This window comes from Myroides phaeus, from assembly GCF_900099675.1.
Lineage (GTDB): Bacteria > Bacteroidota > Bacteroidia > Flavobacteriales > Flavobacteriaceae > Flavobacterium > Flavobacterium phaeum.
Genome location: NZ_FNDQ01000004.1, coordinates 100,871 through 115,776 on the forward strand (window position 1 = coordinate 100,871; position 14,906 = coordinate 115,776).

The 14,906-nt window shown below is 36.4% G+C and carries 9 protein-coding genes; 3 read left to right on the forward strand and 6 right to left on the reverse strand.

The window, feature by feature from the left end; translation table 11 throughout:
- Nucleotides 1-289: 289 nt before the first annotated feature.
- A complete protein-coding gene (locus BLT46_RS03375) occupies nucleotides 290-1,162 on the reverse strand; it encodes a LysR substrate-binding domain-containing protein (protein ID WP_090406212.1) in 873 nt (290 codons plus the stop codon).
- 90 nt (nucleotides 1,163-1,252) lie between these two features.
- On the opposite strand from BLT46_RS03375, the gene BLT46_RS03380 reads away from it, so the two are divergent.
- On the forward strand, nucleotides 1,253-2,464 hold the full coding sequence (locus BLT46_RS03380) for an MFS transporter (protein WP_090406215.1): 1,212 nt from the start codon (nucleotides 1,253-1,255) through the stop codon (nucleotides 2,462-2,464).
- Between the two features lie 138 nt (nucleotides 2,465-2,602).
- On the opposite strand, the gene BLT46_RS03385 is transcribed toward BLT46_RS03380, so the two are convergent.
- From BLT46_RS03385 to bioB, 5 genes are all read right to left on the reverse strand, one after another.
- Entirely contained in the window at nucleotides 2,603-2,869 is a 267-nt protein-coding gene (locus BLT46_RS03385) for a TM2 domain-containing protein (RefSeq protein WP_090406217.1), read from the reverse strand.
- Between the two features lie 215 nt (nucleotides 2,870-3,084).
- Nucleotides 3,085-3,300 (reverse strand): TM2 domain-containing protein, encoded by a 216-nt coding sequence (locus BLT46_RS03390; RefSeq protein WP_090406398.1) that lies wholly within the window; start codon nucleotides 3,298-3,300, stop codon nucleotides 3,085-3,087.
- Nucleotides 3,301-4,968: 1,668 nt separating this feature from the next.
- The gene (locus BLT46_RS03395; protein ID WP_090406220.1) at nucleotides 4,969-5,409 is read right to left on the reverse strand and encodes a lipocalin family protein; all 441 of its coding nucleotides are present in this window, start codon (nucleotides 5,407-5,409) and stop codon (nucleotides 4,969-4,971) included.
- Between the two features lie 3,404 nt (nucleotides 5,410-8,813).
- On the reverse strand, nucleotides 8,814-10,085 hold the full coding sequence (gene bioA, locus BLT46_RS03400; protein ID WP_090406223.1) for an adenosylmethionine--8-amino-7-oxononanoate transaminase: 1,272 nt from the start codon (nucleotides 10,083-10,085) through the stop codon (nucleotides 8,814-8,816).
- Nucleotides 10,078-11,076, reverse strand: a complete 999-nt coding sequence (gene bioB / locus BLT46_RS03405; protein ID WP_090406225.1) for a biotin synthase BioB — start codon at nucleotides 11,074-11,076, stop codon at nucleotides 10,078-10,080. Before bioB ends, bioA begins: the two co-directional genes overlap by 8 nt.
- 400 nt (nucleotides 11,077-11,476) lie before the next feature.
- Between bioB and BLT46_RS03410 the strand changes: the two genes are divergently transcribed.
- Nucleotides 11,477-13,561, forward strand: a complete 2,085-nt coding sequence (locus tag BLT46_RS03410) for an LTA synthase family protein (protein ID WP_090406228.1) — start codon at nucleotides 11,477-11,479, stop codon at nucleotides 13,559-13,561.
- A gap of 687 nt (nucleotides 13,562-14,248) precedes the next feature.
- Nucleotides 14,249-14,824, forward strand: coding sequence for a Crp/Fnr family transcriptional regulator (locus BLT46_RS03415; protein ID WP_090406231.1), 576 nt, complete (start codon nucleotides 14,249-14,251; stop codon nucleotides 14,822-14,824).
- The last annotated feature ends 82 nt before the right edge of the window (nucleotides 14,825-14,906 follow it).

The following is a 14,906-nucleotide window of genomic DNA, read 5'->3' on the forward strand; positions in this document are numbered from 1 at the left end:
TTTTTACAGCGAGGATTTTATTTTTAACATCTTTGAACTGTGAATCTTTGATGTCAAGGCTCTATTTCTTTAACGGTCAAACTTGCATTTGACACCTAAATGAAAAAACACGCTCCACTGCGTTACGTCTTTTTCATTTTACAGTATCTTCAAACATTTAACGCTTGCTAAATAAATAAGGCCACCACAGACGTATCGGTTGATTTATGGAACTTTCTTTACAATGATGTTTTATCTTTTGACAATCCGGTTGGTATTGATATTTCGGTTTTCAGTTTTCAAAAAAAACTTACTCCTCATTCATCAACATTTCTACAAAAACTCGTACTGCCCTCTTCTGATAACTTCCTTTCATCTGAATAATTACGGCTTCACGTTGCATATTTGTATCAGTAATCGGAATTGCTGTTAAATTCTCTTCTCCGCGTACTGTGGCGTGGGTTAGTATGGTTTGAAATGCACCTACTTTTACCAGGTCAATCACCGTACTGGTGTGGTTTACTTCTACTGCTATGTGGGGGGTAATCTTGTATTTCTCAAACTGGCGGTCGATGAAGTTTCGGGTGCTGAATCCTTTGACTGGCATAGCGAGGTCCAGCTTCTCTATTTCCTTTAACTTGATGCCGGGTAACTGGGCTAAGGGTGAGTTACTTGCTACAATGAGTGCCATTTCTGAGGTAATTAATGGTTCATAATGAAGGTTTTCTGCGTGTTCTCCATCAAAAAACGTCAGGGCAAAGTCGATTTGTTGGTTCAACAGATAGTCGATCAATTCATTGGTGGTTCCAAAGGTTACCTCAATCTTTACGCCTGGATGGGCTTGGGCAAACATTTTTAAAGGGGTTAGCACCAACGATTTTAGTCCCCACGTTAATCCAATGCTCAATACCCCTGTTTTGAGCTCGGTTAAATCTTCTAATAATGTCATCCCATCTTGCGCGGCTTTGATACTGCGTTCTGCGTAAGTGGCAAACATCTCTCCTGCCTCGGTTAGTACAATTCGCTTGCCTATACGGTTAAATAAGGGTTGCCCCAACTCCTCCTCCAACTGCTTGATTTGCTGTGATAGTGTACTCTGAGTGATGTATAATCGCTTTGCCGCCTCTGTAAAGTTCAGCAACTCTTTGGCTTTGAGAAAATATCTTAGTTGTCGTAACTCCATTTGTTAATCGGTATTATCGATTGATATGATAGAAAAATTCCGTTTTACTAATATATAACTTACGCTTAACTTTACAAAAAAGAATTTTAGATGGCGACGACTACGTATACTAACGAGGTGTCAACGGACAGGGCTGTAAAGGGTTCGATCCGTTATAAAAGGATTAAATGGTGTATTTTTATGGTTGGGGTGTCGGTTTTTGCACAATTGTACAACTACCAACCACTGTTGTCGGATATCACGCACTTTTTTAGTGTTACCCCGGCACAGAGTAGTTACCTCGTTTCGGCTTCGACAATGGGAATGGCGTTTGGTTTACTGCTGTTTGCGTTTATTGCCGATAGTTATCCTCGCAAAGAGGTGATGTTGTTTTCACTGGTTACTTCTACGGTGCTTACGCTGGGTTCGGCGTGGGTGACAGATTTCTCGCTATTGGTAAACATCAACTTTATAAAGGGTATTTGTATTTCTGGGGTATCGGCTGTTACGCTGGCTTACCTTGCGGAAGAGATTGATCCTAAGAATATTGGTACGGCAATTAGCTTTTATTTGGCGGGAAATACGTTTGGTGGAATGTTTGGGCGAATTGTAGCGGCGCTAATCAGTGGTTGGTTTGGCTGGCAAGTGGCGGTATTTAGTATTGGACTAATTGCGATTATTATTGCTCTTGCGTTTTATGTTTTCTTTCCGGAATCAGCTTTCTTTAGTCCACAAAAGTTGAATTTACAGCATAAATTGGGGCAAATAAAGAGTATTTTTCGCAATGTGAAATTACTGGCAATGTACGTGGTGGCTATTTGCTTGATGGGTTCGTTTGTGAGTGTGTACAATTTTCTTGGTTTTAAGTTGGAAGCACCGCCTTATAACCTGCCGCATTACTTGATTGCAATGATCTTTTTGATGTATGCTTTTGGAATTTTCGGCAATATGGTGGCGGGGACGTTGTCTGATAAATATTCGCCTAAAAAGATCTTGTTGTCGGCATTGGCTTTGATGTTATTGGGAACAATTGCGATGTTTTTAGATAACCTGGTGGTGATTTTACTGGGTTTAACGTTTTTCACTATCTCTTTTTTCAGTGGACACACCATTGCGAGTCGCGTTGTAACTACTTTAGGACAGGAAGCGAAGAGTTCGGCAACGGCTTTTTACTGGTTCTTTTACTATATCGGATCGAGTGTAATTGGTAGTTCTACTGGGGTTTTCGTGAATAATGGTCATTGGAATGGCTTCTTCTTAACTTTGATGGCGTTGTCGGTGATTGCGCTTGTAACTACGTGGTATGCTACACGAAAGAGGTAATGTTTTGACGCTTTGGTTGGATATTGATGTGTTTGTTTATCGGTATGTTTCATCGGTACAGACGCGATACTCCACGTCTTTGCAATGCACGATTTTGAAGGCAAAAAAAAGAGATGTTTTGCAACATCTCTTATATGATTAAAACCAGCTTTTTTTATTAGCTTGATAAGTTTGGTAAAATTCTTCATCAGATTTAGTTAGGTAAATGATTCCTTCAATAAAGCCAATGATTCCTAATACACCGCAACTACATACACTAATTATTAATTGAATAATTCCTTCTTTAGTATATCCTAAATAGAATTTATGAATTCCCAAATAACCGAATATTATTCCTAAAATTCCAGCAAGTACCTTCTTATTTTCTTGTTGAGGCACATTGCTTCTTTGTGTGTTTTGTTCCATAATGTTTTATAGTTTTAATCAAAAATAACAAAACATCATTGACTAACAATGTATTACAAAACAATTTTTTCTTATCTAAAAATAATACGCGTGATAAATTGTCATTTTTTTAGCGGTACACCTCCTCTTCTTCCCTTGTAAATAAAGGGCTGACATAAAATTTCATTGCCTTGAAAAAAAAGTGTGATTTTTATAAAAAAGTTACCTTAAAAAATTTAGAACCATCCCTTTTTATTCACCTGATAGGTGTAATAAAATTCTTCGTCTGACTTTGTCAAATAAACAATTCCTTCAATAATTCCCAAAATCCCTAAAGTACCACACGAGAAAAGAGTGATTAATATCTGGATGATTCCCTCTGTTGAATAGCCTAAATAAAACTTGTGAACACCCCATGGACCAAGAAAAATACCTAACAATCCGGCAGCCATCTTCTTATTGTCAATTGGCTTCCCATTATTCCCGTAACCTTGGTAATTTCCGTATCCACCGTTGTTTTGATTACCTTCATTTTGATAGTTTTGACGGTATCCTGAATTTTGGTAACCTTGCTGTTGGCCAGTGTTTCCGTAGTTGTTTCCTTGCTCTTGATTCTCTTGAGAATACTGGCTTTTACGATTATTATCGTCTGATGGATTTATTAAATGCATATGTTCTTTTCATACAAATATACAATCTTAACAATTTTATGCAATTTTTTTAAAAAAAAGGAACTTGAGTGAGGTATGAAATGGATTGCGTCTTTGCGGAAGCCGATAGGTACAAAGTGATATTTCTTGTAAGTTGGGTTTTCAGAAAAACGTCCTAAAAACGTTCTTTTAAACAAATACACTTCCTATTTACTACATATGTCAATAGTGAGAAAACAACGTCTTAAAACCCCTTTATTTTGCGTTAAACGTTGTGTTGTCGGCTTACAAAGGAACGTGTTTTCTCGTGTTATATTTAATTCTTATAAACTCGCTAAGTAACAATGACCAAGTGCTTATTGATTGCTATGTATATAGTGAAATCTGTTTAGGGTACTTTTCCCTTTTTGTGTTTGCTCTGATCAAATTGAGAGGATTCAAAAACACACGCATGAAGAAAAAAACAGTAAAAACTTCACGGTATCCATAATTGATAAAAAGAAACAATTTGTCCGCAAACTACTAATTTGCCTTTGGGTACTCTTTGTGAAGACATCACTACAATAATTACTTTGGAAAGTGCGTACAATGCCATTTTAACAAGGCTTAAGGGATATATTTTCTGTTTGTGTTCTATTTGTATGTTTAAACTATTAAAAGTACTTAAATGGTCTTATTTGGGTTTATTTACTTAGAAGTATAGTACAAATAGCATATTTGTACATAATGTCCGTATTTTTTCTTTTAAAGGTTGTTTGTTGTACAAATGTGAACCGTGATACGTGATGCGTGATGCGTGATACCTGATGCGAAAACCGGGAACCGGGAACCGTGATGCGGAAACCGGGAACTGGGAACCGTGATGCGAAAACCGGGAACTGGGAACCGTGATGCGAAAACCGGGAACCGGGAACCGTGATGCGTCGTTGTGGAAATGGGTTATGCAGGTTTGTTTATAAATAAACAATAGGGGGCGAACACACGGGTTCGCCCGTACGGAGCGCGAGATGTGAGATGCGGGAACCGTGATGCGGAAACTGGGAACCGAGAACCGGGAACCGTGATACGTGATGCGTGAACCGAAAACCAGGAACTGGAAACCGAGAACTGGGATGCGTCGTTGTGGAAATGGGTTATGCAGGTTTGTTTATAAATAAACAATAGGGGGCGAACACACGGGTTCGCCCGTACGGAGCGCGAGATGTGAGATGCGTGAACCGTGATGCGGAAACTGGGAACCGAGAACCGGGAACCGGGAACCGTGATACGTGATGCGTCGTTGTGGAAATGGGTTATGCAGGTTTGTTTATAAATAAACAATAGGGGGCGAACACACGGGTTCGCCCGTACGGAGCGCGAGATGCGTGATGCGTGAACTGAAAACCGGGAACTGGGAACCGGGAAATAAAAAAAGCCTTTCAGTACGAAAGGCTTCTTTATTTTTTCAAGATTGGTGCGTTACCGCTATGTTTATTTGTCAAAAGACACTAATTCTATTTCAATTAAATCTTTATGATTGATCGGTTGAACGATTAATTCATTCTTTTTCAACTCTACAATTCTATATTCTTTTTCTCCTCCTTCATCTAAAATCGCTTTAATCACTTTTCCATTTAAATCCCAAGAACCTTTTTGTTCTTTCAAACTATATTGGTCAATTGCGTGGAATCTTTCTCCATCTATGCTAATTTCAATTGATGATTTTTGATATGCTGATCTCTTTGATGGTTGACATTCTTGAGAAAATGCGAAGTGTGCTGCAATCCATTTTCTTTCTAAATTAACATTGTTAATCTCCATTTTTGGGTTGACATCAACTATGTTGTTGTCATCTGCATTATTACATCCTACGAATAAGAAATTTACACTAACTAATAATACCCCTACTACCAAATTCATTAAGCTTTTCATAATCTTGCTTTTTAAATATTTATACAATTATTGCAAACACAATCTTTTCAATTTCTGTTTGCGTTTCCCCTTTATCTTTACATAAATTTAAGACAATTATTTTTAATAAGCTAATTTTAAGTAAAATAATAAAGATTAAAAGTTAATTGTATTAAAATATAAAGAATATGAACGTTATAATTAGAATCCTTTGTTGTTATTTCTCCTTCTAATTATACTTCAAATGTACTGCTGAATGCACCGAATTTATATGATAAAAATCATTGAATTTTTCAGTAAAATCATACAACTTAATTAGTGTGAAACCCCAGTAAAATAAGTGCCTTAAAGATAATTAGTTACACTGCGAAAAACGAGATAAAAACAGTTGAAAAAAATTGAAAAAATGTCTGAAATATCCATTTTTATGTACTCTGACATTTTATTTGAAAAAACATGAAAATATTTGGTGTTAAAATTCCCGCTTTTTTCTCTTTTAACTCATTTTAATCGCCCTAAAATTGATTGATTCAGTAGTTTTTATACTAATGAATTCTGGCTATTTTTTTGTTTTCTTCTTTTCTCTCTGCTTTCTTATTTTTTCTGCACTAAAATGCTGTGAAATAATCCCCTTTCAATACTCTTCTTTTCTAAATTTATTCTTTATTTTTCTTCTCTAAATAATTTTTTATAGCACTTCTCAACATAGAAATAATAGTTTGGCTTGGATTTTGCATATAGTCTTACAACGAAATTATCTTATTCATTGGCTTTATAACCGTAAAACAGTGGATTTAAAAAATATGAGAATCACTATGCTTCAAAAACTATTCAGCTTTTTTATTAACTTGACTATACTTCGTCAAAAATGCCTTGTTGTACCTTGTGCACAGGATCTTTACGTAGTGGCTGTTGGTAAAATTGCACATCTGATCAAGTTTTTGCATTTGAAACGCTGTCGTGTATTCAAAATCTACTTGACGAATATAACGCACCCTCTCGTTCGTAAACCTATTGCAACTTATACTTCTGACTTTTGTGTTACTCCGTATGAACGAAAGTTCTTTTGTAGATTGAGTGTTTACCGACTATAGTTTTTTTGATGTTGGTATGGCTATTTTGACTGGTCATTTGATATCATGGATTTATTCTCGCATAAAACTCTTGTAACTTGTGGTTAAATTGTCTTTTATCTAACAATAAACTGCTTGGTTATAGTAGCCTGAAATTGGTACATCGGCAAAGTATCTTTTTAAACGCCATATTTTCATGACCGTATTTGTTTTATAAGCTTTTCATAAACAAATCCCCTTTATCATACGGTACACTTGAGAAAAAGTCGTCGGGATGTTTTTCCATTGAAATTGATAGACAACGATGTAACCACTTTGGATCAAAGAGCACGAGTATCTCTAAATCCTGATAACTAATTACAGATAGCGTAACTGAATAATGTTTGCCTTTCATCGCCTACTTATGACGACGTTCCAAATAAACTGTCCCCCTTTGTTTTAGCAGAAGTCGATCTATGTTGTGTTTGTAAGTAAACTACTGTGCCTTGAATTAGCACATTCATAGGCTACCAAATTTGTTAGTGACCAATTGCCAACAATAATGGCTGGTGTTGCAAAGGTTATTTCATGATTTTTCATTTCCTTAAAAAGAAAACTGGAGTGTAAAATCAATTAGTTGAATTGTTCCCCCACGGAAATTTCCGTTCAATTCTCAAGAAACAACAACCCATTATTCCTATTTCTGATTATCTATGCAACAAGAATTTATAACTACTTCTTGTTTGCACAACTGCTGCTATAGTAAACCAAAGTTTTGGTTTGCTTAGCTGTAAATACAATAGGCACTTCTGTCAATAGGGTGCTATTGAAAAAATTTAGATAGGCTTGTTATTTTCTTGTGGATTATGAGTATTCATTTTTTACCAGAAGTACACTGCTATGGTTTGTTGGGTAGCATATCGAAATATGCCTATTGGTTTTCTGGTACCCTTAACTTTGCTTGTTTTGCTAATTGTTGTTTTTTGCAAAACACGAAGTGCTGTCTTTGTTTTTCCTCTTTTTTTTAGGGTGTTAATTTTGTCAAAGAAAATAAAACGAGTTTGTAATTATCCCCTGTTTTCTTTTACTTGTTTTCAGATACGATACTTTTTATTGGGAGTCGGCGTACTTTCCAAACGTACTTTTATTTGATGTGTTTTACTCCTTATATATATAGGTATAAATAGTGCATTTTACTCCTTATATATATACGTGTAAATAGTGCATTTTACTCCTTATATATATACGTGTAAATAGTGCTTTTTACTCCTTATATATATACGTGTAAATAATGATTTTTACTCCTTATATATATACGTGTAAATAGTGCTTTTTACTCCTTATATATATACGTGTAAATAGTGCTTTTTACTCCTTATATATAGATGTGTAAATACTACAAGCTACTCCTTATATATAGATGTGTAAATACTACAAGCTACTCCTTATATATAGACGTGTAAATACCGAAAGCCTCTCCTTATATATAGACGTGTAAATACCGCAAGCTACTCCTTATATATAGATGTGTAAATACCGCAAACTACTCCTTATATATAGACGTGTAACCATAATTATCTTGCGTTAGCATTTAGGTTTTTAGAACTATACTTTCACCTTTCTTATGGCTCGTTATATCCCCTATTATTTACCTATTATCCACCATTGATTTAACAAGTAAACCTCCTTAGAATTACTCTTATTTCCCTTACTCAAGCAAAAGAACTTGTTTCATCCTCTCTTTAATGTTTCATTATATTGGACAAACACATAACACATTAACTAACAGTTAATTATACTGATAAAAATTATATTGATTCACTTTATTGGATTTCAAAAAAACTTCTATTTTTATCACTAAAATTGTGATATTACACAGCAAAATACGTAATAATTGATGCGTTGTTTTTGGATAAATAAACCGATAAACTGGCAATCATATTACAAGGATATACAGACTGCAATACAAATAGAATTTGTGATGTAGCGATGAAAAGTATCCCCTCTGTAAGGATAAACTTACGATCGAATTACAAGGATAGACAGACTGCAATGCAAATGGAATTTATGATGTAGCGATGAAAAGTATCGCTTCTGTACGGATAACCTTACGATCGAATTACAAGGATAGACAGACTGCAATGCAAATGGAATTTGTGATGTAGCGATGAAAAATATCGCGTATGCACGGATAAAATGGGAGCCCAATTATATCAACAAAAAAAGGATCCTATCCCTTTTAAATATCCTCAATATTTAAAAGTATAAAATCCTTTTATAAAAACAACAGTGGCATCTGTTTCAATGCCCATACCCAAGAATCAGCTTGTGGTATGCCATAATAAATTCCCCATACGAAGTATAAAACTCCTACTACACCTCGTCCAAAGCTTGGAAAATAGTAGTATATATATGGTTTAATTCTTCATTTGTTACACAATAAGGAGGCAACAAATAAATGATATTTCCAAGTGGACGTAACAATATTCCCTTGTTTAAGAAATACGCATACAACCTGTCGTGAATATCATCAAAATAACTTGTGGTGTTGCCGGTTTTCCACTCTAAAGCGAGGATTGTACCGGTTTGTCGTACACATTTTACCTTCTCGTGCAGCTGCAACTTGTCGGCAAATGCTTTATGTTGTGCTACTATTCTGGCAATATCATCTTGCGTTTCTGGTCGTAATAACAAGTCTAAACTTGCCACTGCCGCTGTACACGCAAGGGGACTCGCTGTAAACGAGTGTCCGTGGAATAGAGCTTTATCTTTCTCCTCTGAGTAAAAAGCATCGTATATTTCATTGGTACAAGTGGTTAGCCCTAATGGCATTGTTCCTCCTGTTAGTCCTTTTGAAAAACACATTACATCTGGCTTTTCTGTCAAATGGTCTGCTGCAAACAACTTCCCTGTACGTCCGAAACCTACGAATATCTCGTCTTGTATCATCAATACATTCTTAGAACGACAGTAGGTCATCAGTTCACTCAAGCACTCACTCTCGTGCATCAACATTCCCGCCGCACCTTGTACTAAGGGTTCGTACACAAAACAAGCAATGTCGTCTGCGTGTTGATCAATGATGCGTTTGTTAGCTTCGAAGTTCTCCTTTGTTGGTACGTCGATGAAAATAACCTCAAACAACATAGCTCCAAATGGGTCTGTCCAGATTCCCCTTCCACTGACAGACATCGCTCCAAACGTGTCGCCGTGATAAGCGTTTTTAAAAGCCAACACCTTGCTGCGCTTTTGTTTTTTGTTGAACCAGTATTGAATACACATCTTCAGTCCGACTTCAATTGCCGTTGATCCGTTGTCTGTATAAAATACCTTTTGCTGATTATTAGGCAATAAAGCCAATAATCGCTCTGATAGTTCAATAGCAGGTTTGTGGGTAAACCCCGCAAAGATAACCTGTTCTAAAGTGGACAACTGCTCACTTACTTTTTGGGCAATGTACGGATGTGAATGTCCGTGAAGCGTTACCCACCAAGAAGAAACAGCGTCTATATAACTCTTGCCATCGCTGTCTGTTAGGTAAACTCCCTTTGCACTGACAATCGGAATGATGTGTTCCGCTGTTTTCATTTGTGTATAAGGATGCCAATTGACAGCTTTGTCTCTTAATCGTAATTCATTATTCATGGCACGCTTTTTTGCTGCTTACCATTGGTTTTAATCCAAATTTCTCCAATAGTGTTTTGTCTTTTGTCAAACTTGGGTTTGGCGTTACTAACAACGTCTCATTTTCTCCTGAAAACATTGAGTTTGCCCCTGCCATAAAGCACATCGCCTGTTCAAACTCGTCCATTTCAATACGACCTGCACTTAGACGTACCATTGTTTCTGGCATAATGATTCGCGCTGTAGCAATCATTCTAACCATATCTGTTGTATCTACCTTAGGCATATCTTCCATTGGCGTACCTTTTACACGTACTAAGGCGTTAATTGGCACTGATTCTGGGTGTTTCTCCATATTTGCCAACGTCATTAACATTGAAATACGGTCGCTATCGTTCTCCCCTAATCCGATAATTCCTCCTGAACAAACAGTAATTCCTGCTTTTCTCACGTTCTGAATTGTGTCGGTACGGTTGCTGAACTTACGCGTTGAAATGATGTTGTCATAGTTCTCACTTGACGTATCTATATTGTGATTATAAGCGTGTAATCCCGCTTCTTGAAGGCGAATTGCCTGTTCTTCTGTTAACATTCCAAGAGTACAACAAACTTCTAAGCCCATTTCATTTACTCCTTTTACCATGTCGATTACTTTGTCGAAGTCCTTATTATCTCTCACTTCACGCCACGCAGCTGCCATACAGAATCGAGATGATCCGTTGTCTTTTGCTTTTTGTGCGTGTGATAAAACGGTGTCTACTGGCAACAAGCGTTGTACTTTAATATCGGTTTGATATCTTGCTGCTTGTCCACAGTATGAACAGTCCTCTGGACAACCTCCCGTTTTGATTGACAATAGGGTACTTACTTGAACTTCGTTTTTTGGGTGGTACGCTCTGTGAACGGTTGCCGCTTGGTAAACTAATTCTAATAAAGGCGTGTCATATATGGCCTGAATCTCCTCTTTTGTCCAATCGTGACGGATAGTCGCTATAGTGTGGTTGTCTTTCATTGTCGCTGTTATTTAAACATTTGCAACAAAAATATTAGTTCAGCTTCTGACTTCGGTAGTCCGGTTTAGAAACAGCGACTAAGCCACTGATTAATTGACTTATCTATATCTTGTTCTATCAATTATCATATTTTACCGATATTTACACATTAATTAAAATAATTATAATAAAAATACTTATTTATAGCACAGTTTTTGCTTAAACAAAAACAAGTTGTATTTTAAATTAACAGAGTAACATATTTTAAAATAATTGTATGCTGTTATAATTATTTTTATACCAATAGATATCCCTATTTCTTAAAGTTATCTTATAATTGCACTCTTTTAAACAATAAATATAATTCATTGTAGTTTTATTATTTTTAAAAATAAATTTCACTTTACCATTTTTATAACTATGTTGAAAAACGCTTCGTTTTACAAACCTTTTAAATACTTGATTGGCTTATACTTGCTGATTAATTTTGTGTTGAGAATTGTTTTAATTGTTCACCCAATCACTTCGTCTTCTTTTAGTGTGGGCGAATTAATGTCTATTTTCTTGATTGGTGCAATTAGAGATATAGCGATTTTTATAATCGCTTACCTTATTTTTTGGTTGTATTTTATCTTTTTATCGAATGACAAATACAAAAAACCGTTTGGTTATATCCTGTTTTCTTTGCTTGTTGGGCTGTGGATATGGGTAACGTTTGGCAAGACAATTTTGAATGAATATGGAGGCGTACTACCTGAGATTGGAATTATTTTCCTATCAATCAAAACAGTGATGTTTGGTCTTTGCTTGTTTTTACCTCAACAGAGAACGGCAATTAGAAAGGTAAACTATGCTTTTGTTCTTTTCTTATTTGTACTGATTTTAGTGCAAAACTCTGTGAGCGAGTTCTTTTTCTGGAATGAGTTTGGTGTGCGATTTAACTTTATTGCGGTGGATTACTTGGTATATACTAATGAGGTGATTGGGAATATTATGGAGTCGTATCCTGTGGTTCCACTTTTTGCTGGGGTTGGTTTGATTACAGCTTTATGTACGTATTTCATCTACAAAAAGACAAATGATAGCGTGGTAAACATTGCTACATTCTCTCAAAAATTAAAGTATAGCGCAGTTTATATGGCTGTGGTTGCTTTGGCACTTTGGGCTACTCCGTCTATTATGAAACAACAACAAAAGGATAATATCTTCACGGCTGAATTGGCGAGCAACGGGGTGTATAAATTTTACAGTGCTTTTACAAATAGTATGTTAGACTACTTTCAGTTTTACAACACAGTGCCTGAGGAAACTGTGGTGAAGAATATGAAACAGTTTTACCCTTCTTATAACGGAGGGGAGTCTTTATTGCGCGAGATTAAAGGCGACTCTACTATGCAAAAGAAAAATGTGGTGTTGATTAGTATTGAGAGTTATAGTGCGGATTTCTTGTCGTTTTATGGTAATGATAAAAAGTTGACGCCTTTCTTAGATAGTCTGGCTACAAAGAGTTTGTTTTTTACTAATGTGTATGCAACAGGTAATAGAACGGTGCGTGGTTTGGAGGCGATGACGATGTGTATTCCGCCTTCGCCTGGTGAGAGTGTGGTGAAACGCGTGGACAACAAGGACAAGTTTACAACGGGTTCTGTGTTTGCTAAAAAGGGGTATGAGACAAAGTACTTGTATGGTGGTGATGCGTATTTTGACAATATGCGCGATTACTATGGGGGTAATGGGTATAATATTGTGGATAAGTCTGCTTTTAAACCAGAGGAGATTACGTTTGAAAACATCTGGGGGGTTTGTGATGAGGATATGTTTAACAAGGCGATTAAGGTGATGAATGAGGAACACGCTACTGGAAAGCCTTTCTTTAATCAGATTATGACGGTGAGTAACCACCGCCCATTTACCTATCCGGAGGGAGTGTTGGATGTGTCGGACTTGTCGAGTGGTCGTGATAAGGGGGTTCGTTATACTGATTATGCAATTGGACAGTTCTTCAAAATGGCAGCTAAGCAACCGTGGTTTGAGAATACGGTGTTTGTTATTATGGCTGACCACTGTGCGTCTAGTGCTGGTAAAACACAGTTACCGCTTGATAAATACCGTATTCCGGCTATGATATACGCGCCAAATGGGGTGCCTGCACAACAGTTTGATAAAGTGATGTCGCAGATTGATGTGATGCCAACATTGCTTGGTTTGCTTAACTTCAGTTATGAGTCTAAGTTTTTTGGCACGAATGTATTGGCAGAGGAGTATGTTCCGCGTGCTTTTATTGCTACTTACCAAGATTTAGGGTATATTAGAGACAATACGCTTACGATATTGAGTGCTAACAGAAATGTAAACCAGTTTGTGTTTACGCCTGGGGCAATTAACAATCCGGTTATTCCGCTGGTTAAGAGTCCGAAGTTGAATCAAAAGTATGTAGATGAGGCCGTTTCGTTTTATCAGTTTACAGCGAAACAGCTTGAAAAGAGTGCTTATAATAAGTTTTAAGTTAATATTTATTTATATAACCGGTTTGCAGTTTACCTACTGTGAGCCGGTTTTTTAATATGTGATGCGTGATACGTAAAACGATATGCGTAATGCGTCTTTGTGTATATGTATTATGCAGGTTTGTTTATAAATAAACAACAAGGGGCGAACACACAGGTTCGCCCGTACGAGCGCGATACGTGATATACGTTGTGTCGTATGCCGTGCGGGCGAATAATTCCCCTACCTTTTGGGATCAAGACAAAAAAGAAAAGAAGAAAACAGAAAAGCGCAGCTTTTCAAAAAAGAAAGAAAGATTGAAAGCATCGCTTTCAAGAAAAACAAAAACGGGAGACCGATATGTACTGCGATCTCCCGTTTCTTTAAACACACACTTTCATTTTTAACTAAAATGAAAAACAAAAATTACGTTTTCTTCGTTTCCAACGAAAACGGGAGAGCACCACTTACCTTGCTCTCCCGTTTTTTGTTTTGAAAAAAACACTTTATCACTTGTAATATAAATTGAAAAAAAAAAAATCAAAATTAGATAACTAAAACACAACATTAAATTATGAATATAACCTAAACACAAAATCCTCTAAAGCTTTCCAACTCTCGAGATATTTATCTAATTTTGACACTACAAAAGTCACAAAAATTACATCACTCACATAGGACATTTGTCCTTAATGCTATAAAAAAATGTTAAGAATAAATATTGATTTTTTATCGTACATCGAGTCGCTTGCTCAGACGGAAGTTTTCAATGATAAAATTCTCCTACATCCTTATAAACCAAAGGATATTATGCTGCACCAAGGGGATGCGGTTACCAAAGTTATCGTGATTAAAGACGGTATTACCAAGTGCTTTATTACAGAGGAAAATGGGAAGGAATATATTCCGGAGTTTTTGAGTACGGGTGAGATTATGGGTGAGATTGAATACTTGAGTAAAAGGAACTGCTTGTGCTCGGTGGAGGCAATTACACCTGTGAATGCGTATATTATTCCGCTGTCGGTTTTTGAGCATTTACTGAAAACAGATATCACGTTTAATAATACGATTTTAGAGGTTGAGGCGGTACGTGTGTATAACACCAGTCAACGTGCTTCTTTTCAACAGTTATATACGGTTGAACACGCTTTGGAGAAGTTGTTGGAACTACAACAAAAAGAGAATGTGGTCATTTCGAAAGAGGATATGGCGTCTTATCTTGGAATTACAACCCGTACGTTGAATAGGTCGTTGAAGAAAATTCACGAAGGCGAAGAGTAATCACTGTTGATCTGTAAACGGTTAAAACGCGTTTGCTACATCGTTTAACACGCTTTTGGAGAAGTTGTTAGAACTTAAAATA